The organism is Variovorax sp. FG153 (genome assembly GCF_057809595.1).
Genome location: NZ_JBMDKG010000056.1, coordinates 1 through 20,670, shown reverse-complemented (window position 1 = coordinate 20,670; position 20,670 = coordinate 1). Strand labels below are relative to the sequence as shown.

The window sequence follows — 20,670 nt, the reverse complement described above, 5'->3', positions numbered from 1 at the left end:
AGCGCGCGGCCCAGGGTGTAGTGGGTCGGAAGTATCGGCCGTGAACCTGCGGTCTGGCGAAAGGGGAATGGCGGGGATATTGATCCCACCGGGCGCGGCCAGCGGCGCCCACCCGTTATGCCCTGAGCAACTCGCGCGCCAACACGGCGAACAATGCAATCGCCAGGAGCTTTCCCGAATGTGCGCGCCAGATCGACGCCAGCACCAGCAGCACCGTGACCGTAAGGACAATCTGCCACAACGGGATCAGATGGCCGCTTTCTCCTCGCCAGCCTCGACCCCAGGCAGAAGCTGTGGTCAGCACCAGCGCCCCGGTAAGTAGGCGGGCAAGAGGGAAGATGGTGCCACCGTCAGTGCACTGGCAAGCCGAGCTTCACCAGAAATCCGACGTCCTCGCGGTGAAGGACCTGTTTCGCAGCAGCCTCAGCCTCAGTCGAGGCTGCATGGTAGGCGTCTGCATCGACGACTTCCTGTGGGAACAATGATTTCTCTCCCTCCAGTGACCGCTTTGCATTTGCGAGGAAGCAATCGCGCACTCGTTGGGCGCCCCCGAGCCTGCTTTCCAGCACCAGACGGAACTTGCCGCTGGCCGCGGTGAGCTGATCAGGCAGCACGCCTTCGGCGATGACCATCACGTCGTATTGATTCTGCATACCGTGAGTCTAGGGGCGTGCAACACCCACCCCCACTAGGGTTTCCAGTATCCAGGGCGGTTGGTAACCATACCGGCCATGGATACCAACACCGTCAAGACACCACCCGATTGGGTAGCGATCGAGCGCGACTACCGCGCCGGTGTGAAGTCCGTCCGCCAGATCGCTTCCGAGAACGGGATCACTCATGGCGCGATCAACAAGCGGGCCAAGCGCGACGTGTGGACCCGGGACCTCAAGGCCAAGATCCAGGCCAAGGCCGACGCCATCGTGTCGAAGGCCGTATCCAGCGAGGTATCCGCCGCCAAACGGCAGAGCGAAAGCGCCGTCGTCGACTCGAACGCGCACCTGCAGGCAAACGTGCGCCTGCGGCACCGGTCGGACGCGCTGCGGCTGAATCAGACGCTCAAGCGGCTTGGGGACGAGCTCGACGGTGAGGTCGGGAAGAAGCTGCCGCTGGCCGAACAGGCCCGGATCGCCAAGAACCTCGTCGATGCCTTCGGCAGCATGGTCGCCATCGACCGCGAAGCCTATGGGATCAAGGTCGAGCCGGCGCGGGACGAGAACCTGGCCTCGGTGGCCACGGCCGAGCTGATGAAGCTGCGCAAGGAGCTGGCCGGTGCGTGACGATCTGCGAGGGGCCATGCTGGTCCAGGTCGAGGCCGAGCTGGCGCGCCGCCGGCTCGAGCAATATGGGCCGTATGCGAAGCAGATCGCCTTCCATGCGGCTGGCGCGCAGTACTCCGAGCGCCTGTTCATGGCCGGGAACCAGCTCGGCAAGACGCTGGCTGGTGGCGCCGAATGGGCTATCCATCTCACCGGCCGGTATCCGGACTGGTGGAAGGGCGCCGTCTTCGAGAAGCCTGTCACGCTCTGGGCCGGCTCAGTGACAGGCGAGGCCACGCGCGACAACCCGCAGCGCATCCTGATCGGGCCGCCGGCGACCGCTGAGGCCTGGGGCACCGGCATGATCCCGTCGGGCGCCATCAAGGACTACAGCCGCGCCATGGGCGTGCCGAACCTCCTGGACAGCGTCGTCGTGCGCTGGGGCGGCGGCGGCGACGTGCAGGCCGGTGAGTCGGTGCTCTCGTTCAAGGCCTATGAGAAGGGCCGCGAGAAGTGGCAGGGCCCGACGATCGACGGCGTCTGGTACGACGAGGAGCCTCCCCTCGACATCTACAGCGAAGGGCTCACCCGCACGAACAACGGCCAGCGCGGTCAGTTTGCGCAGATGACCTTCACGCCGCTGATGGGCATGTCGGCGGTTGTGACGCTGTTCCTACTACCAGGAAAGGATGCCGGTAGCACCGCGCGCCACGTCACGAACATGACGATCGAGGACGCAGAGCACTACACGCCCGAGGAGCGCGCCAAGATCATCGCTAGCTACCCGGCGCACGAGCGCGAGGCGCGCGCCAAGGGCATCCCCACTCTGGGCAGCGGCCGCATCTTCCCGATCGAGGAGGAGGCCATCAAGGTCGCGCCGTTCCCGATCCCCGCGCACTGGCCGCGGATCAACGGCATCGACTTCGGGTGGGACCACCCGACAGCCGCTGTGCATTGCGCCTGGGACCGTGACGCCGACTGCTGGTACATCGTGCGCGCCCACCGGCTGCGCGAGGCCGTTCCGGCTATCCACGCGGCCACCATCAAGCCTTGGGGCGCCTGGGTGCCGACTGCCTGGCCGCATGACGGCGAGCAGCACGACAAGGGCAGTGGCGAGCAGTTGGCCAAGCAATACGCCGGCGCGGGCCTGAAGATGCTGCGTGACCGCGCCACCTTCGATGACGGCAGCAACGGGGTCGAAGCCGGGCTCATGGACATGCTCGAACGCATGCAGACCGGCCGCTTCAAGGTCTTCTCCAACCTGGACGATTGGTTCCAGGAATTCCGCCTCTACCACCGCAAGGACGGCAAGGTCGTCAAGAAGCTGGACGACCTGCTGAGCGCCTCGCGCTACGCGCTGATGATGAAACGCAAGGCCATCGTGCGCCCAATCGAGGCGACGGGCTCGCGCGGTGGCTGGAAGCCTCTTGATGCTGAGGTCGGGTACTGATATGGAAAACACCGAAGACAAGCCCGACGACGCGCTGCGTTCGCAGCTGCTGGCCACGCTGACCGGAAAGCGTCGCGAGGCCGTGACTGGACGCAGCTCCTCGGGCATCGAGACCGACTGGCAGGAAGACGAGGAACACTACCAGGGCATTGACGATGCCAATCGTCGCTACCAGGCCACCTACCGCACGAGCAATCTGAAAGGCTGGATCGAGCAGCGCGAAGACGGCAAGGGAGCGACGCGCTCGGTGATCTTCCTGAACATCACGCGGCCATATGTCGACTCAGCCGCCGCGCGCGTTGCAGACATGTTGCTGCCGACCGACGATCGATCGTGGGAGCTTCAGGCGACGCCCCTCCCAGAGCTGAGCTCGGCTATCCGACAGCAGCTTGTCGACTTCATGGGCGGCATCTACGACCAGGCAAAGATGGAAGCCTTCGTCCAAGAGCAGAAGGACCAGGCCGACAAGGCTGCTGACGGCATGCAGCGTGCTATCGATGACTGCTTGGTCGAGGCAAATTGGCACGGGGAGGTGCGCAAACTCATCGAGGACTCAGGGCGCCTGGGGACCGGCGTGCTCAAGGGCCCGTTCCCCGTCAAACGCTCGGCGCGCCTCGTTCAACGCGACGCGTTGGGCAACGTCTCGCAGATTGTTGTGAGCGAGATCAAGCCGGGATCGAAGCGCATCGACCCTTGGAATTTCTTCCCCGACCCGAACTGTGGCGACGACATCCACAACGGTGGTTACACGTGGGAGCGGGAATACCTGAGCCGCCGGCAGTTGCTCGAAATGATCTCGATGCCGGGTTTTGACGTCGACGAGATCCGCGCGGCCTTGAAGGAAGGGCCCTCCCAAACCGGAGCGCGCGAAGCCAAGGACGGCACGACCTTGCGTCAAGATGACCAGTGGGAGATGTGGATCTTCTACGGGTATTGCGACACCGAGCAGTTGCGCGCCGTGGGTGTCGAGGACATTGACGACGTCGAGGACGACAAGATTCCCGCGATGGCGGTGCTGGTCAATGACCGGCTCGTGAAGGTCACGCTGTCGGCTCTGGACTCGGGCGACTTCCCATACGACGTGCTCGCTTGGCAGGCGCGGCCGGGCCTCCCTTGGGGCATGGGCATCTCGCGCCAGATCCGCACGGTGCAGCGCATGCTGAATGGTGCAGTGCGCGCCACGATGGACAACTCGGCCCTGTCTTCAGCGCCGCAGATCATCCTCGGCAACGGCGTGACCCCCGCTGATGGTGGGAACGATCTTTCCCTGAGACCGGGGAAGACGTGGCGGGTGACCCCTGAGGCCGACGTCCCAGACGTGCGCGCCGCCTTCAATTCGTTCGTCGTGCCGTCCGTTCAGGCGGAGCTCATGAACGTAGTGAACTTCGCATTGAAGATGGCCGAGGACACCACGGGCATGCCCGCCATGCTCCAAGGCATCCGCGGCGATGCGCCCAAGACCCTGGGCGGCATGCAGATGCAGAACAACAACGCCTCGAGCGTTCTGCGCCGCCTTGCCAAGCGCTTCGACGACTACGTGACGCGGCCGCACATCGAGCGCTACTTCGACTGGATGATGCAGCACAGCTCCGACGACGCGATCAAGGGCGACATGCAGGTCGACGTGCGCGCCTCCTCGGCGTTGGTCGAGCGCGATGCCCAGCAGCAGTTCCTGCTCGGCCTGGTCAACGTGGTCAAGGATCCTGCGTACGAAATCAACCCCGGCAAGTTCATGGCCGAGCTGTTGAAGGGGCAGCGCATCGATCCGAAGCGCATCCAATTCACGCCGGAGGAGAAGGCGCAGCAGGGCCAGCCCGCGCCGGATCCATTGGCGCAGGCCAAGGCAGGAGAAGCGACGGCACGGGCGGGCCTGCTCTCGGCGCAGACCGAGGAAACGAAGGCCAAGACCGCGACCAAGAACGTCGAGGGTATGTACAGCGCCACGCAGGCGGGCCAGAACATTGCGATGAATCCCGAGGTGGCTCCGGTCGCAGACGCCATGTGGGCGGCCGCCGGTGGCCAGGACGCGACGCCGCAGGATCCGGCGATCCCCGCAGCCGACGTGCCGGCTTTGCCGCCCGAGCACAACACGAATCCGCTCACGCCGGCCAACCCCGTGAATCCGGCTGTGGGCTTGAACGCCGGCATTGAAGGCGGCCAATCGTGAAGCTCGAAATCGATCCGCAATCGAGCACATGGCGATTTCTCGAGGCGCACGGCACTAGCCGTCTGGCCGAGCTGCGCCTGAAGAACGACCGCATGAACATGGGCCCCGACGAGACCGCCTATACGCGCGGGCAGATCGCGGCCTGGAAAGAATTGCTGGCTCTGTCCAACTCGGCAGACCCGGCGCAACCAGCTGGCGATCAGTACTGACCCCCGGCAAAACACTAGGAGAAGAGTGCAAATGGACGAACTGACGCAGCAACAACAGGAAAGCGGTGCCACTTTCTCCGCTGGATTTGCCAGCGTTGCCGGTGCTGAGAAGCCCTTGGACACCCCCGCGCAGGAGAACCCTGGCGCCGAGGACAAGGGTGGCGAGCAGCCGGCCGGTGGCACAGCTCAGCCCGAAGCGGGCGCCAATGTCGAAGATCAGCCCCGCATCGCAGGTCTGACCGAGACCGAGGTGCGAACGCTGCTGGGCCGCGTGCCCGAGCTCGAGAGTGCGCTGCGCAAGGTCAACGGCAAGCTCGGTGAGTACGGCGGCTTCATCCAAGAACTGCGAAAGGCCCCGGCGCCCCAGGCGCTGACGCCCGAGCGGATCAAGGAGTTGGAGGCCAGCCATCCCGACGTCGCCGCGTTCATCAATGCACGCATGCCCGTGGCCGAGGCCCCCGAGTCCGCGCCGACCCCGCAGCAACAACAGCTGCCGAGTCAACAGCAGGACTTGCAGGCCGAGCTCATGGACCACTTCCACGAGGGCTGGCGCGAAAAGATCGGATCACAGGACTTCCAACTGTGGCTCGCTGCCCAGCCGGAGGATGTCCGCAACACCTTCAACTCCACGTCGAAAGCCAAGGAGTTGAGCGCGGTCATCGCCAAATTTGACGCCTGGGGCGCTGCCAAGCAGACGCAACAGGCTAAGAGCAGCGCTCGGCTTGCGAACTCTCTGACGCCGGCAGGCAACCCTGTGCGGCCCAAGACGGAGCCGAGCGAGAAAGAAGCATTCAAGGCCGGTTTCCGGTCGATCATGGCCCGCTAAGGGCTAGGAGTTGGACATGAGCGGTTTTACCTATTCGCTGCCCCCGGGCCGCATCAACAAGCTCAAGGGCGAGATCCTCGCCCACGCCGTTGCCATCGAAGTGATGGGCATCACCGGCATGCAGCGCGACCTGCCCAAGAACAAGGGCGACACGGTCGTGTACCGTCGCTACCTGCCCTACGGCGCGACTGCGGTGGACTTCAACACGCAGAATCGCCCGAAGGCCGACCCGGTGGCGCACGAGCTGCAGGAAGGCGTCACGCCGTCGGCTGATACCCTCGTGCCGCAGGACGTGCAGGTTTCGCTGCGGCAATTCGGTTGCCTCTATCAGCTCACCGACAAGACTGCCGACCTCTACGAGGACGACGTTCCGGCCGAGATGAAGAAGCAGTGCGGCGAGCGGGTTTCGCTGGTGCAGGAGATGGTGCGCTACGGCGTGCTCAAGGCCTGCACGAACGTCAACTATGCCGGTGGCTCCAGTCGTACTGCAGTGGCCTCGAAGATCACGCTGCAGCTGCTGCGTCGCGTGAGCCGGAACCTGCAGGCCAACCACGCGAAGCGGATCACCGCCATCCTGGCGCCGGCAGAGGACATCAAGACCTCGCCAATCGAAGCCTCGTACCTGGTGTTCGTGCACACGGATGCCGAGAGCGATGTGCGGGACCTGACTGGCTTCGTGCCGGTGGCGCAGTACGGCACGCGCAAGGTGGTGAGCCAATACGAGCTGGGCAGCGTTGAGAACTTCCGGTTCATCACGTCGCCGGAACTGGCTCCCTACCCGGGCGCAGGGGCTGCAGTGGGTTCGACCAACCTGGTGTCCATCGGTGGTGTCAACGTCGACGTCTACCCCTTCATCCTGACCGGCGAGGATGCTTGGGGCCAACTGGCGCTCCGTGGTGAAGACGCGATCGACCCGACCTATATCCCGCCGGGTGAGAAGACGAAGTCCGACCCGTTGGGCCAGCGCGGCTACATCGGTGCGAAGTTCTACATGAACGCGAAGCTGCTCAACGAGGGCTGGATGTCCCTCATCGAAGCCGGCGTTACCGCGCTGTAAGCGAGGCTCACTCGAGCTAATCCAAATGCGGGGGCCTCAGTGCCCCCGCGCATGAAAGGAAAAATCATGGCTGACAACACCGCGGGCCAAACCCGCACACCCTCCGTCGACCCTGGCATCTCGGGCAACGCTACCGGCAAGATCGTCTTTGACGCCACGGCTATCACCGCGGGCGACGACACCTTCGTCAACTGCGGATTCAAGCCGCGGTACGTGAAGGTGCGCAACACCAACGGCGTGAGCATCGAGTTCTTCGAAGGCATGGCCGAAGGCTCGGCTTTTAAGCTGGATGCCGCCGGCGCGGCTACTACCTCGGGCTCGGCGGGCATCAAGACCGATCCGCGCGGCTTCCGCATCTCGCAGAACGCCACGCTGGCCGCCATCGCCGCATCCCAGACGGTCTATTACATCGCTGTGATGTAACCCGTGGGCCCGCTCCCGCGCGTGGGGCGGGTCCTGTCACAACATTGAATTGGAGAACAGAAATGGCACGTGGAACCAAAGAACTCGAAGCCGCATCGGAATACCTCGGCGCCGAACAAACCCGCGAGATTGGGGAGATCGGTCATCACGACAGCGACATCGAAGTCGTGGATCGTGTCGTACCTCAGGACGCGATGGCACTCGAGGCTTTCATGAACGAACCGGTGACGATCATGGTCCATGAATCCACCGACGAGAACGACCCGGATCTCGTGCACGTGGGTGTCAATGGCGTCACCCAGTATCTGCAGCGCGGCAATACCCAAACCGTGAAGCGCAAGTACGTCGAAGTGCTCGCCCGCGCGAAGCTTTCCGACTACAAGCAAGACCTGAACCCCATGCTCGGCGAGCAGATGAACAAGCTCAAGCAGCGCAGCGCGCTGAAGTACCCGTTCTCCGTGATCGAAGACAAGAACCCGGCCGGCGCTGAGTGGCTCAAGCGGGTTCTTGCCGGGGCCCGCTGATCATGACGCTCGAGGAGTTGATCGAAGCGTACCGCGACGAGTCTAACGATGTCGCCGAGCCGCCTTTCTGCTCCGACGAGCGGCTAACTCGGTTTGCGAATGAGGGGCAAGTCGAGGCTTGCCGCCGGGCGTTCCTGCTGGCTGACTCGACTTCTGCTCTGTGCACGGTGAGCTACGGGCCCAACGACGCCACGATCAGCCTCGATCCGCTCATCCTGGAGGTGCGAGCTGCATGGAATGGCGCCAGGGAGATGGCCCTGCTCACCGCGGAAGCGATGGCTTGCAGATTCCCCTCATGGCGCGCCGATCCGATGCGTGACACACCTACGAGTCTCATCCGAGGCCTGGACACTGGCAAGCTGCATCTCTATCCAAGGCCCAACAGCGGCGGCATCTTGCAACTTGAGGTCTACAGGCTGCCCCTTCGCCAACTCGCTGAATACGAGGACGAGCCCGAGATCCGGTCGGAATGGCACCAGGGTTTGGTCGATTGGATGCTCTATCGGGCATACAGCCGACGAGATGCCGACCAACTTGCACCAGGTCTGGCTGCCGAGGCTTTGCAGCGCTTCGAGGCCGAGTTCGGCAAGCGCACCGGCGCGCGCAACGAAGAATGGTCGCGATCTGCCAACGTGTCGAGTCCGGCGCCTCTCGCATAGGCACCCACTAGGGTTAGACGTGGGGAGGCGCGGCGGGAACACTGCCTGCTTATGGCGTCGCGTCTAGTTCCCGTCGGTCCTGTACTCGGTCTGAACAACAGGCTGGCGCTGTCGCGCATGGTCGATAAGACCGGTGCGTATCTCAGAGTCGCGCAGAACGTGGACCTTGTGAGCGGTGGATTCCTGAAGAGCCGGACCGGCTTTGTGCCCGAGCACCGCGCACCAGCGACGCACTCGGTGTGGGGAGACGAGACCGAGGGCTACTGCGTCTTCGGCAACGAGCTGGTGCACCTGCTGCCGGGCGAACGCGGCCTCGATCGCACCGTAGCGCTGGGCGGCCTGCCCGAGCTGCAGCTGCTGAGCTACACGCGCATGCCCGATGGCGATGTCGTCTGGTCGAATGGACACCGTATTGGCCGGCTGCGCGGCGCCGCCTCGCTGCCGCTGGGCACCGCTCGGCCATCCCCGGTTCCGGTCGTGGCGTTGACCAGCGGCAGTTTGCCGAAGGGCCGGTACCAGCTCGCGTTCACGCAGATCGGACCGCTCGGTGAGTCGGGGTCGACGGTGCCCGTGGCGATCGAGGTCCCGGCCGACGGCGGCGGCCTCGCGCTGAGCGGGCTGGGGCAGGGTACTGCGGTCTACATCACCGGGCCCGATGGTGCCATCTTCAACCGCATCGACGCTGGTGCGGCCATCGTGAGCCTCGCGAACACCGGTGCCGAGTTGGCCGACCCGATGCTGGCCGACATGCCGCCCGGCAGTATCGTGCGCCACTACAAGGGATCGCTGCTGGTCGCGGACGGGCCCTACCTGTTCTTCTCCGAGCCGTTCTACTACGCGCTGTACAAGCCCTCGAAGGGCTACATCCCGTTCCCAGCCCCGATCACCGTCATGGAGCCCTGCGAGACCGGCGTGTTCGTGTGCGCCGATCGCACCTACTGGCTGCCGGGCGGCCTGCTGGACACCACGCCGACAGCGGTGCTGCCGTATGGCGGCCTGCCAGGCAGCGGCGGTGCCGTGCGGACCACCGACGGCGCGCAGACCACCCAGCAGGCGTTCTGGCTCTCACCGCGCGGGCTCGTGATCGGCACGCCCGACGGCGCTGCAGTGAACGTGCAGGAGCGCGCGCTGAAGTTCGGCGGCGCCAGCGCCGGCGCGACGCTCTTTCGCGAACGAGATGGCGCCCACCACATCCTCGCCGCGCGCCAGGACGCCGCGCGGCCGTTCGCTGCCTCGTCAGCGTTCCCCGCCATCGAATCCATCGTCAAAGGAAACGAGCCATGACCTCCATCCATCCGCCCCTCGGCCTGAACTGGTCTTTCGAGGTTCTCAGCCCTGCAGGCGACGTCATCGATCGCTTCGAGGCTCACAACCTGGTGCCCGAGGAGGGCCTGAACTTCGCGCTGTCGCTGCTGTTCAAGAGCGGCTCGGTGGTGCCGGCCTGGTACGTGAGCATCTACGAGGGCGACTACACCCCGACGCCCGACGTCACGGCGGCCACGCTGGGTGCGCTTGCTACCGAGATCACAACCTACACCCCGAGCACACGCCCGCAGTTCGTGCCCGGAGTTGTTGACGACGGTGCCGTGAGCAACGCAGCGGCACTGGCCGAATTCACCTTCACCGCGGTGAAGACCGTGCGCGTGCTCGCCCTGACCTCCGCATCGGCCAAGGGCAGCGGCTCCGGCGTTGCGGCCAGCGTGGTCCGACTGCCTTCCCCCAAGAGCTACGACGTGGGTTCCATCCTGCGCGCATTCGTTGGCCCCTCGGCCGTTTCTGCTTAAAGGAGCATTTCATGTCGATCAAGAATTCCAACGGCCTGCGCAATCTGCTGCTGGCATCGAGCAGCCTCAAGGCTATCTTCGACGCCGGCAGCGAGATCCGCATCTTCGCGGGCCCGGTGCCGGCCAGCGCCGATGACGCCACCACCGGTGCGACTCTGCTGGTGACGATCAAGAACGGATCCAGCGGCATCACCTTCGACGCCACGCCCGCGGGCGGTGTGCTGGCCAAGAACCCGGCCGAGACCTGGAGCGGCATCGTGGCCGCCTCTGGCGCGCCTTCGTTCTATCGGCACGTGCTCACCGCAGACACCAACAACGCCAGCACCACCGCGCCGCGCTACCAGGGCACGGTCGGCATCGGCGGTGGCGACATGAATCTGACGGCGCCGACGCTGAGCTCAGGCGCCACCCAGACGCTGGACTATCACGCCGTCGCGCTGCCAGCGGGCTGATCCTGGGAGAGCGCGTGGACACCGTATTCCTCGACACCTTCGCGGGCCCGGCGGACACGTCTCTCTTTGGGCGCAACGCTGACGTCGGCGCCTGGCTTCCGGACACAGGGCTGGGTGACCCGTCGCTGTTCTTGGATGGGTCGGGCAACGTGCGATGCGCTGACAGCGACTTCGGGTCGAACCAGTCGGAGAATCTGCCAGCGGCTCGTGCGCTGGTCGTCGAGGCGGTGATCAGCTACACCGGGTCGTGGTCCGGCGACCCGGGCACCGACGGCGGGCCCAGCGTGAACGTCGACTTGTTCGCCGACGGAGGCAACTCGCTGTCGATCACGCTGCGACGCCTGAACAGTGGCTTCGCGCCCTCGCTGACGCTCTACGGAGACGTCAGTTCGTTCCCCGTGTCGCCGATGCCGTCGCTTTCGTTTCCGCTGACGCTGCGTCTCGAGGTGGATGCCGAGACCTGCGACTGCGTCGTCAAGATCGACGGGGCCACCGTGCTGACTCAGGCCGCGGCCAGCTCGAGCCCGATGAACACAGGCGCGATACAGCTCGGGCTTCTGCTGAATCCGAGGAGCATCGACGGCGGCGGTGCTTTTCTCCTCAGCTCCCTCAAGGTCGATGCCGACGTCTTGGTCCTCGCGAACTTCTGGACCGACCTGATCGCGGCTCGCGAGGTGGTCTGATGGACTACACGAAGTTCCCGCACAACCGGGGCCTGGGCACCGCGCCCGGCGGCCGCGCCGACGCTCGCATGCTGGACACGATCGACGTTCCGTTCCTGAAGCACCGAGCGCCTGGCTCGCTGGCCGAGAAGAAGGGTGATTTCCTCTACGTCACGAAGACCGACACCGAGGATGGCTACTACTCGCTCGGCCAGGTCGAGGGAGGCGGAACTCGCATCGTCGGCTCGCCCACGGCGCGCGGCGTCTTCACCGATCGCGGCCCAGCGCCCGAGGCTGGTGGTTTCGAGGTCGCCACGCTGGCCTACTACGGCAAGGGCTTCGGCGCGGTCATGGGCACCGTCGAAGGCGGCGCGCTGGTGGACTTCGACGGCAAGCCGTGCCCGACCTACGACACGGCCGTGTCCGTGACGCGCACCGGCCGCGGGCTGCGCGAGCTGTACACCGTCACGCACTCCATCGACTACCAGCAGAGCGGCCAGTTCGCAATTCACCCCGGCGGCTACTACTTCGACGGCTCGAAGCACGTCTTCCAGTCCGCGTTCTCCGGCATGCGCATCGAGGGCGACGGGCAGCATGCGCCGCTGTTCGTGCGCGACTTCGGCAGTGCCGGCCAGGTGCTGGGCGCCACCGTATCGGTGCCCGACCAGCTCACCAACGACTCGGACGTTATCCGCCTCGGGCCCGCGGCTTGGCTGATGATGACGCGCTACCTGCGGCCCCACTACAGCGGGAGCACGGTCGACGTCCCTTCGTGCCCCGGCCTGGTCTTCACGATGTCGACGGATGCGGGCGCGACCTGGGGCCTGGTCGGCGGCGTCTCGATGTTCGCCGCCGAGATGGCATCGATCATCGCGCTGGGCACCGGCCCGACGGCGGTCCTGATCTTCAACAACGTGGTGTCGGCGGCGACCATCTCCTGCGCACCGCTGAGCGCGACGCGCGCGGCCGTGCTGGCCGTGGTGCCGTACATCGGGCCCGGCCTGGAACAGCGCGGCCGCGTGAAGCTCGGGATCATGGACCTGACCGGCGGCGGCTCCATCACGACCACGGCCACGCTGTTCGACGGCCAACTGCCGGAGGCGATCGCCTACAACGCTGGCATCATGGCCGCGCCCGGCGGCGCTCTGGTGCTCACGCGACCGGTAGTGCCGGATGCGGTCGACCCGCTGGACTGGTATGACGCGCTGGCGCAGCCGCGTCGCATCCGCTTCACCGCCGACGGCGGCAGCCTCGATGACATCGGCACTATGCCGTTTCCCTCTTACCGCACCGGTGCGCCGTCGTTCGTCGATCGGCGCACGCTGGTCTGCCCGATGTACGACGGTCGGCACTGGCTGTACGAGTCCGCTGACCTTGGCGCCACTTGGCGCCGGCGCGCAACCATCACCGCCCGCGGCGTGGCGCCGCAACCGCCGGACCGCTTCGCGCAGTACGCGCCGTTCTTCCTCGACAACTTCGGGATCGTCACCTTCCTGCGCCAGGACGGCTTCCCGGCTAGCTTCATGCCGGCCGCGCCGTGGGTGATGGACAGCCGCATCCCCGCACCGGTGTGACGCCATGACCAACAAGCTCATCCGAAACGGCTTCTCCTACACCATCCCCGAGGTGCCGGGCACGCCGGGGCGCCCGGCCTACACCTCCTACGAGACCCGCGTCATCACCGAGACGACGCTGACCGTGAGGCCTGGTGCACCTGGTGGTGGCCGCTGGGTGACGTACTTCGATGGCTACACGCGCCGCGTCATCTGGGTGCCTTTCGGTACCGGCGGCCAGTCGGACATCATCACCAGCACCACCAAGAGCTACACGGTGGTCGAGGCCACCTACCACCCGGCGATCCCACCGACGCCAGGCACGCCGGCTGTGCGCGTCGACGATCCGCCCCTGGGGTGGACGGCGCACGGTCACTCCGTTGCGCTGATCCACGGCACCGGCGACGCTACTTTCACGGTGTCGAGCAAGGCCTCGGGCGTGGCAGTCGGCCTGTCCGGTGTTGCCGTGCCGAGCCCGGGTTACAGCCACATCCGGCAAGGCCTGCTGTTCTCGAGCGATGCCGTGCGCAATCTGCGCACCGGCGCCGCGCTGGGCAGCTACACGGCCTCGGACGTGTTTCGCATGCGCGTGCGCCAGGGCGGCGTCGCCTACCTGAAGAACGACGCGCCGCTGGCGACCGAAGCCAACGGCTACGGCAGCACCGAGGGCCTGTTCCTCGCGGCCGCGCTCTATGGCGCTGGCGACGCTGTCGACGATCCCACGCTGGTCGAATTCCAGTCCGGCACGTCGCTGGCCACGCTGCCGGCGCTGTCCGCGTTCAGCGTCGAAGACGCTGCCGTCATGACGTCGCTCGCCGTGTTCCCGGCGCTGCGCGCGAGCTCGGGCATCCTGGCGCGCAGCATGGCGGTGCTGCCTGCACTGCGCGCGCTTTCGAGCGATCATGCCGGCGGCGTGTCGCGGGCCGACATGCCGGCCCTGGCCGCCAACTCCTACGGGGGCACGCTGGTGGTGGTCCCCAGCACATCGTCGCTCGCTCAACTGCCGGGCCTGACCGCGGCATCGATCCTGCTGGTGGGCGAGACCGGGGGCGGCACGGGCATCTTGCCGGGCATGCGCGCGCTGTCGGCCGACCACCCGTCGGGCAGTTCCACGGCCGTGCTGCCCGGCCTGGTCGCGCTGAGCTACGTCGAAGACCCTTCGATGGCGACCATGCTCGAGACGATCCGCCTGAGCGTGGCCCTGGATGCGATCCAGGTCGATCGCGTCGAGATGCGCGATGTCTTGCGCCTTGGCGTCGAGATGACTGCGACCACGGTGGCCGACGTCGAACTGCTGGCGATGCTGGTGCTGGACGTCGTCATGACCACCACCGAGGTCGAGGTGGTGGAGATGCGTGACACGATCCGGTTCTCGATCGCGCTCTCATTGCCCGGCGCCGACCTGGAGGTGCACGCGGTGAATCTCGACGGGTACGGCAGCACCGCCTACACCGGCTACCCGTTCACCAGCTTCGCGCGCATCGGCGACCGCTACTACGGTGCGAAGCTCGACGGCCTGTTCCTGCTCGAGGGTGAGGACGACGACGGCGAGGCGATCGACGCTGTGTTCGGTTTCGGCGAATTGAACTTCGGCAGTCCTCAGAAAAAGACGGTCAGTCATTGCTATCTGGGCGCCGCAGCAGGAGCAATGAGTTTGACGCTCCAAGCGCTGCTGAAGGACGAGCTCGTTGGCTTCATCTACAGCGCACGCGGTCATGGGGCTTCGATGCGCGAGGTTCGATTTCAACTGGGTCAAGGCCTAAAGAGCACCTACGTGGTCCCAACGTTCAGCAACACCGATGGCGAACCCTTTGAGATAGACACCATCGACTTTGTTGTGGTCGACCTCACCCGGAGAATCTGAAATGACTACCCCCATTAACCCCGGCGATCTCGTCTCTGTTCCCGACCCTAGCACTGGCGGGGCCGGCGCGCCGGTCATCGTCTCTCAAGTCATCAACGGCAACTGGCGCAACGGCATCATGCTGTTGAACAAGTCGTTCGCGCTGAGCGACGCTGCGGTAGGCCTCGCCGATCCGGCGCCGCAGATGCTGACGCCCGTGCTCGACAAGAGCTACCTGCCGCCGGCGCCGCCCTTGCTGCCGGACATGGACCCGGCCGAGGCCAAGGCGCTGTACGACGATGCGCGGCTCGAGATCCAGGCGCTGACCGAAGGCGGCTACACGAGCTTCCTGGAGACCTATTTCCCCGACGGGGCCTACTACAGCGCAGCGCTCGGCTGGCTCGAGCGCGCCATCGTCGACGGCGGTAGCGGCATCAAGCCTGCGGTCGAGCAGCACCTTTATGAGCGTGGCCGCGCCCGCCTGAATGTCGAGGCGCAGCGCGCCAAGGCAGACCTGGTGCAGGGCTTCGCAAATCGCGGCTTTCCGCTGCCGCCGGGCCCGCTACTGCACGCGACGCAGCTGGTCGACCAGGACCTGCGCAACAAGCTCGCCGAGCAGAGCCGCGACATCAGCATCGAGTCCTTCCGCGCAGAACTCGAGAACACGCGCTTCGCTGTGCAGCAGGCCATCAATCTGCGGCTGCAAGCCATTCAGGCCGCGGGCGCCTACATCGGCGCGCTGCTTGAGGGGCCGCGCGTCGCCGCGCAGTTAGCAACGTCGCAGATGGGTCTGCGCACGGAGTTCGCTCGCACGCTGGTGGCCTTCTTCCAGGCGCAGGTCGCGGCCACCGACCCAGCGATCCGGCTGGCCATCACCGACGCGCAGATCCAGGCTCAGGCCGGGGATTCGAACCTGCGGGCCAAGAGCCAGGCCATCAGCGATCGGTTGCGTGCCGCGCTGGCGAACGCGCAGTCAGTCGCCAGCGCAGCAGCGGCATCGCTCAACGGCATCAACGCCGGCGCGAGCATCAGCGGCAACGATTCGTCATCCCTGTGATTTTGGGACGCGGAGAAGTCCCCCAGTAGGGTTGGTCTCGAGGCTCCGGTGTCGGCACGATGCCGGCCAATCAAGGAGCTTCCGATGACCGTCCAACGTTCTACCGCCGTGCGCAACGCGCGCCTCGATGCCATCGAGACCACGATCGGCGCGTCGGCGAAGGTGCAGATCCGCAGCGGCGCGCAGCCTGCCAACTGCGCCGCCGCAGCAGCAGGCACGCTGCTGGTGGAGTACCCCCTCGGGGCGGATTGGGCGGCGGCCGCGTCCGGCGGCTCGAAGGCCTTCAACGCCACGCCGATTTCCGGGACGGCTGTTGGCTTCGGGACGGCGGGTCATTACCGCATCGTCGACTCGGCCGGCACCACGTGCCACGAGCAGGGCAGCGTGACTGCCGCCGGTGGCGGCGGCGACGTCACCATCGACAACACCAGCATCGTGAGCGGCCAGGCCGTGAACATCGGCAGCTGGACGGTGTCCGAGCCGGGGGCCTGATGGCCGAGATCACCGCTGACCGGGTCTGCGAGACCAGCACCACGACGAGCACGGGCTCGTACACGCTCGCGGGTGCGATCTCGGGCTTCCGTGCGTTCTCGTCGGTGTGCGCCAACGGCGACACCGTGCGGTGCTTCGTCGAAGAAGTGGATGGCAGCGGTGTGCCCAATGGCGGCTGGGAGATCGGTCTCTACACCTGGGGCACTGGCGGCACGCTGGCGCGCACGACGATTGAGGCCAGCAGCAACGGCAACGCGGCGGTGAACTGGGCGGCCGGGACGCGACGCATCGGACTGAGCGCAGTCGCGAGCAGGCTGCAGCTGCTGGACCCCACCGTGGCCATCGGCAGCCTGGCGAAGTGGGTGACCGCGAAAGCACGCGGTGCGACCAACCCCGCGCGCTTGGCATTCTGCGGGGACAGCAATGTCGCAGGGCAGGGGACCGGTACCGGCACCAACGGCCTGACCGGCGCCGCCGCGACGTGTATGGCACGCAAGCTCGCGACCCTGGCCGGGTTCCAGATCGAGAGTTTCTTCGGTGAGCAGAACGTGCTCGCCGCCGGCGGCACCGTGGCGGGCTACGACCCGCGAATCGCGTTGGGCTCGGGATGGGCGGGTGACACGGCGCCCAATACCTTCGGCGCCCGATTCATGAAATCGACGGCAGCGCCTGCGGGCCGACTCACCTTCACGCCCGCGGCCGCGTTCAGCAAGTTCCGGGTCTGGTACCCGATTGCCTCAGGTGCCAACACCGCGATGACCGTGTATGTCGACGGCGTGCTGGTCGACACCATCAATCAGGCCGGTTCGAGCGCATTCGCGTTCAAGGACTACAACGTCACCCCGGGCACACACGTGATCGGGATCGGTGGCGGGGCGACCGGCACGGCCTACGTCACGGGCATCGAGACCTTTGACGGGTCGAGCGCCCCAGTGATGCTGCAGGGCGGCTGGAGCGGCGCGAAGGCGGCAGACATCAACGGGTCGACCGACCCGTGGTCCTACCGCAATTCGTTGGTCGCGATGGCGCCCGACTTCACGATCGTCTACTGCACGATCAACGACGCCAACGCGAAGACGGCGGGCAACACGTACTACGCGGCGTTGGAAGCCTTCGTGAAGGCCCTCTCCGTGACGTCGGGCGGCTGCTTGTGCCTTGGCTTTCCCGCCAGTATGGCGGCCACGAACGACAGCTACTACGACGCACTCGCGACCTTGTTGAAGAACCTGGCCAACGACTACGGCTGGTTCTTCTACGACAGCCGCAGGGTGTTCGGTCGCAGCTTCGCGCGAGTCACCGACAAGGGCTATGCCTACGACAGCCTGCACCCGAACCTGACTGGATCGGATGCGGCGGCGAACGATCTGTACGGCTTCCTGCGGGCTGCGGGCCTCTGAGGGACGAACGTGCTCGGCGCCGCCCCCATCAGCTCCAGGCCCCTCGGTAGCGCAGCGCGCGCCGGTGCCGTCGCTGTGTCGATCGTCGCAGCGCAGACGGCCGCAGCCACCACACAGGTCGCCGCCGTCGGCGCGCTGGCCATCGCCGCGGCGGCCCAGCTCGCGCAGCAAACCTCGCAGGTGGCGCTGCTGGTGGATGCCACCCCGATCAGCGTGACCGCCGACCAGCATGCCGCGCCGACGTCGCAGACGGCCGCAATCGCGGTGCGAGCTGCCGTGCAGGGGATGCAGTCTGCCGCCATGACGACACAGGTCTGCGTGCTGGCACGGCCGGGCGCGGTGGCGGCCGACCAACTTGCCGAGGTCACTGAACAGGCTGCGGTCCTCATCGCCAGGGTGCAGGCCTCGGCTGCGCAGGCTGCAGCGCCAACGTCTCAACTCGCGTCGCTCAGCGTCCCAGCGAACTCGGTGGCTGCTCAGCAGACCGCCGCAGCGACCGTGCAGGTGGCTCACGTGCAGCACGCCTATGTCTTCGAGCGCAACGAGCGCACCGTTGCAGTGGTCGCGGAGTGGCGCCGCGCCGGCGTGCTGACAGAGCAGCGGCGCGCCATCGCGATCGCCGAAGCCCGAGCTCATGCCGTAGCGGGTGAGCGCCGAACCGTTGCCGTCACCGATTGAAAGAACGACATGGCCACCCAGAAGCCCACGACCTACGTTCCAGACCGCTCCGGTGATCTCGTGATCGACAAGGACCCGAACGCCACGCTCGACTATGCCTTCGACTGGGCGCCTTGGCTCGCTTTGAACGGCAACGACGAGATCGCCTCAGTTGAGTTTCTTGTCGACCCGTCGCTGACCGTTGTGCAGCAGGCCTCCGATGCGACGACGGCGACCGTCTGGCTCTTGGGCGGCACGAAGCCGACCAGCGGGCCCAACAAGCTGCGCGTGACCTGTCGCATCACGACCACCAACACCCCGCCACGGATCGATGACCGGTCCATCTTCTTGAGGATCGTTGAGCGATGAGCGCTACCGGAACACCAGATTTGAGCGGCGACGGCGCCGCGCCCACGCATGCCGAGGTCGTCGCTATCCATCAGCGCCTCGACGAAGGAGACGGCCGCATGGCGCGGATGGATGAGCGCATGGAGCGCATCGAGCGCAGCCTCGCCGCAAACACTGCGGCGACCGCGCGCGTGGAGTCCAACACCGCCGAATTGCTCGACTGGTTTGCCAGCGGGAAGGGCGCGTTCAAGGTGCTCGAGGGGCTGGGCAAGCTGGCGAAGCCGCTGGCGGCCATCGCTGGTCTCGGCGTTGCCGTGCTGAGCCTGTGGGCCACCTTCAAGGGCTTCTTCAAATGAACCCGACCCTGCGGAACCGCCTCATCATGGCCGGCGCGGGCGGCGCGCTGGCGATCGCCGGCGTGCTGCAGCAGTGGTACGAGGGTGACGGACCCACTGTGGTGCGCGATGGCATTACATACCACCAGGTCTACAAGGACATCGGCGGCGTCCCGACTGTCTGCCGCGGCATCACCGGTGCCGACGTCGTGTCCGGCAAGCTCTACACGCGCGCCGAATGCGACGTGCTCGAGCGCAAGCACCTGCAGATTGCAGAGGCAGCAGCGCGGCGCTACATCGCCGGCTTCGAACAGCTCAACCAGTGGCAGCAGGCCGCCCTAATCGATTGGTTCTACAACCTTGGCGTCAATGACGCGACGCTCGGCTCGACCCTGCGTGCCAAGTTCAACCGTGGGGACATCGCAGGAGGCTGCGACGAGCTCTCGCGCTGGGTCAACGGGCGCGTGAAGGGGCAGCTCGTGAAGTTGCCCGGCTTGGTCGATCGGCGCGGCACCACCGAAGAACTCTGCCTGCACTGGTAGCAGACCCCCAGCAGGGATAGGCCGGACGCGGCCATCACGGTGGAATCACTGCATCGATTGGGCAACCACAGCAGGAATTCACCATGGCAGACCAACGCATCCCTTCAGGCATCGGTGTCGACGAGCTATTGGTCGACATGGGCGATGGCACCTTTGCGCGCCGCGTCGTCGTTGCGGGCGATACGCCTGGTGGTGGCGGCGCTGTCACAGTGGCCGACGGCGCGGACGCCGCACTTGGCGCCAAGGCCGATGCCGCGGCCACCAGCGACAGCGGCACGTTCTCCCTGATCGCGCTGGCGAAGCGCGCCCTGGGAAACTGGACGACGTTGCTGGCGCGCATTCCTGCGCTGGTCTCCGGCCGCATGCCCGTCGACGGATCGGGCGTCACGCACCCGATCAGCGCGGCATCTCTGCCGCTGCCTACGGGCGCGGCCACCAGCGCCGCCCAGACCACGGGCAACAACTCGCTGTCCAGCATCGACGGCAAGCTGCCATCGCAGTCCACCGGTGCGGTTCCCGTGGAGACGATCAAGCAGGCGCTGGTGGCGCGACAAGTTGCGGCAGCGGCTTCGAGTGGCTCCAGCGCCAACTTGGCGCTGACCACGACCTGCCGGCGCATCAGCATCTACGCCCGCGGCGCCGACATCCGGTATGCGATCGGATCGACCGGGCAGACCGCAACGTCGGGCAGCCACTTCATCGCGGCCGGCGAGCGCTTGGATCTAGCGGTCCCGGCCACTCCCAATATCGCGGTGCTCGGCGCCACCCTGACCACTGGCACGCTGGAAGTCACGGAGCTCTCGTGAGGCAGCGCGCGACACGCATGGGCGGCAACAAGGCGCCCGCAGCGCTGGCCGCGCGCGTGGCTGCGCTCATGGCGTCCATCTCTGGCCCCGCGAAAGCCTGGTACGACCCTTCGGACATCTCGACGCTCTTCCAGGACAGTGCTGGAACCACGCCAGTGGCTGCGGCCG

Annotated in this window: 24 protein-coding genes; 23 read left to right on the top strand and 1 reads right to left on the bottom strand. The window is 66.2% G+C overall.

What is annotated here, in order from left to right:
• Positions 1-350 precede the first annotated feature (350 nt).
• On the bottom strand, positions 351-653 hold the full coding sequence (locus ACODT0_RS36435; protein ID WP_489043495.1) for a hypothetical protein: 303 nt from the start codon (positions 651-653) through the stop codon (positions 351-353).
• A gap of 78 nt (positions 654-731) precedes the next feature.
• Between ACODT0_RS36435 and ACODT0_RS36430 the strand changes: the two genes are divergently transcribed.
• The 23 genes from ACODT0_RS36430 (at position 732) to ACODT0_RS36320 (ending at position 20,502) form a co-directional block, all read left to right on the top strand.
• A complete protein-coding gene (locus ACODT0_RS36430) occupies positions 732-1,280 on the top strand; it encodes a hypothetical protein (RefSeq protein WP_489043494.1) in 549 nt (182 codons plus the stop codon).
• A complete protein-coding gene (locus tag ACODT0_RS36425; protein WP_489043493.1) occupies positions 1,273-2,709 on the top strand; it encodes a terminase large subunit domain-containing protein in 1,437 nt (478 codons plus the stop codon). The genes ACODT0_RS36430 and ACODT0_RS36425 overlap by 8 nt, the downstream gene beginning before the upstream one ends.
• Before the next feature lies 1 nt (position 2,710).
• On the top strand, positions 2,711-4,876 hold the full coding sequence (locus tag ACODT0_RS36420) for a portal protein (RefSeq protein WP_489043492.1): 2,166 nt from the start codon (positions 2,711-2,713) through the stop codon (positions 4,874-4,876).
• On the top strand, positions 4,873-5,085 hold the full coding sequence (locus ACODT0_RS36415; RefSeq protein WP_489043491.1) for a hypothetical protein: 213 nt from the start codon (positions 4,873-4,875) through the stop codon (positions 5,083-5,085). Before ACODT0_RS36420 ends, ACODT0_RS36415 begins: the two co-directional genes overlap by 4 nt.
• Before the next feature lie 31 nt (positions 5,086-5,116).
• Positions 5,117-5,911: a hypothetical protein gene (locus tag ACODT0_RS36410; RefSeq protein ID WP_489043490.1), complete on the top strand. Its 795-nt coding sequence runs from the start codon at positions 5,117-5,119 to the stop codon at positions 5,909-5,911.
• A 16-nt stretch (positions 5,912-5,927) separates the two neighbouring features.
• Positions 5,928-6,968, top strand: coding sequence for a N4-gp56 family major capsid protein (locus ACODT0_RS36405; RefSeq protein WP_489043489.1), 1,041 nt, complete (start codon positions 5,928-5,930; stop codon positions 6,966-6,968).
• A 66-nt stretch (positions 6,969-7,034) separates the two neighbouring features.
• Entirely contained in the window at positions 7,035-7,391 is a 357-nt protein-coding gene (locus ACODT0_RS36400; protein ID WP_489043488.1) for a hypothetical protein, read from the top strand.
• Positions 7,392-7,453: 62 nt separating this feature from the next.
• Positions 7,454-7,915: a hypothetical protein gene (locus ACODT0_RS36395; RefSeq protein WP_489043487.1), complete on the top strand. Its 462-nt coding sequence runs from the start codon at positions 7,454-7,456 to the stop codon at positions 7,913-7,915.
• Between the two features lie 2 nt (positions 7,916-7,917).
• Entirely contained in the window at positions 7,918-8,574 is a 657-nt protein-coding gene (locus ACODT0_RS36390; RefSeq protein ID WP_489043486.1) for a phage adaptor protein, read from the top strand.
• 117 nt (positions 8,575-8,691) lie between these two features.
• A complete protein-coding gene (locus tag ACODT0_RS36385) occupies positions 8,692-9,858 on the top strand; it encodes a hypothetical protein (RefSeq protein ID WP_489043485.1) in 1,167 nt (388 codons plus the stop codon).
• Complete coding sequence (locus tag ACODT0_RS36380; protein ID WP_489043484.1) at positions 9,855-10,358, top strand: hypothetical protein; 504 nt, start codon at positions 9,855-9,857, stop codon at positions 10,356-10,358. Before ACODT0_RS36385 ends, ACODT0_RS36380 begins: the two co-directional genes overlap by 4 nt.
• A gap of 11 nt (positions 10,359-10,369) precedes the next feature.
• Positions 10,370-10,810, top strand: coding sequence for a hypothetical protein (locus ACODT0_RS36375; RefSeq protein ID WP_489043483.1), 441 nt, complete (start codon positions 10,370-10,372; stop codon positions 10,808-10,810).
• 14 nt (positions 10,811-10,824) lie between these two features.
• Positions 10,825-11,493 carry a hypothetical protein gene (locus ACODT0_RS36370; RefSeq protein WP_489043482.1) on the top strand — a complete coding sequence of 223 codons (669 nt, stop codon included), beginning with the start codon at positions 10,825-10,827 and terminating at the stop codon, positions 11,491-11,493.
• Positions 11,493-13,046, top strand: a complete 1,554-nt coding sequence (locus ACODT0_RS36365; RefSeq protein WP_489043481.1) for a hypothetical protein — start codon at positions 11,493-11,495, stop codon at positions 13,044-13,046. Before ACODT0_RS36370 ends, ACODT0_RS36365 begins: the two co-directional genes overlap by 1 nt.
• A 4-nt stretch (positions 13,047-13,050) precedes the next feature.
• Entirely contained in the window at positions 13,051-14,889 is a 1,839-nt protein-coding gene (locus ACODT0_RS36360; RefSeq protein ID WP_489043480.1) for a hypothetical protein, read from the top strand.
• Position 14,890: 1 nt separating this feature from the next.
• Positions 14,891-15,925 carry a hypothetical protein gene (locus ACODT0_RS36355; protein WP_489043479.1) on the top strand — a complete coding sequence of 345 codons (1,035 nt, stop codon included), beginning with the start codon at positions 14,891-14,893 and terminating at the stop codon, positions 15,923-15,925.
• Positions 15,926-16,009: 84 nt separating this feature from the next.
• Positions 16,010-16,417 carry a hypothetical protein gene (locus ACODT0_RS36350; RefSeq protein WP_489043478.1) on the top strand — a complete coding sequence of 136 codons (408 nt, stop codon included), beginning with the start codon at positions 16,010-16,012 and terminating at the stop codon, positions 16,415-16,417.
• Positions 16,417-17,814 (top strand): SGNH/GDSL hydrolase family protein, encoded by a 1,398-nt coding sequence (locus ACODT0_RS36345; protein WP_489043477.1) that lies wholly within the window; start codon positions 16,417-16,419, stop codon positions 17,812-17,814. The genes ACODT0_RS36350 and ACODT0_RS36345 overlap by 1 nt, the downstream gene beginning before the upstream one ends.
• Before the next feature lie 75 nt (positions 17,815-17,889).
• Positions 17,890-18,492 (top strand): hypothetical protein, encoded by a 603-nt coding sequence (locus ACODT0_RS36340; RefSeq protein WP_489043476.1) that lies wholly within the window; start codon positions 17,890-17,892, stop codon positions 18,490-18,492.
• 9 nt (positions 18,493-18,501) lie between these two features.
• Complete coding sequence (locus ACODT0_RS36335) at positions 18,502-18,840, top strand: phage fiber-tail adaptor protein (protein ID WP_489043475.1); 339 nt, start codon at positions 18,502-18,504, stop codon at positions 18,838-18,840.
• Positions 18,837-19,175 carry a hypothetical protein gene (locus tag ACODT0_RS36330; protein WP_489043474.1) on the top strand — a complete coding sequence of 113 codons (339 nt, stop codon included), beginning with the start codon at positions 18,837-18,839 and terminating at the stop codon, positions 19,173-19,175. Before ACODT0_RS36335 ends, ACODT0_RS36330 begins: the two co-directional genes overlap by 4 nt.
• On the top strand, positions 19,172-19,696 hold the full coding sequence (locus tag ACODT0_RS36325; protein ID WP_489043473.1) for a lysozyme: 525 nt from the start codon (positions 19,172-19,174) through the stop codon (positions 19,694-19,696). Before ACODT0_RS36330 ends, ACODT0_RS36325 begins: the two co-directional genes overlap by 4 nt.
• An 83-nt stretch (positions 19,697-19,779) precedes the next feature.
• Positions 19,780-20,502 (top strand): hypothetical protein, encoded by a 723-nt coding sequence (locus ACODT0_RS36320; RefSeq protein ID WP_489043472.1) that lies wholly within the window; start codon positions 19,780-19,782, stop codon positions 20,500-20,502.
• Positions 20,503-20,670 lie beyond the last annotated feature (168 nt).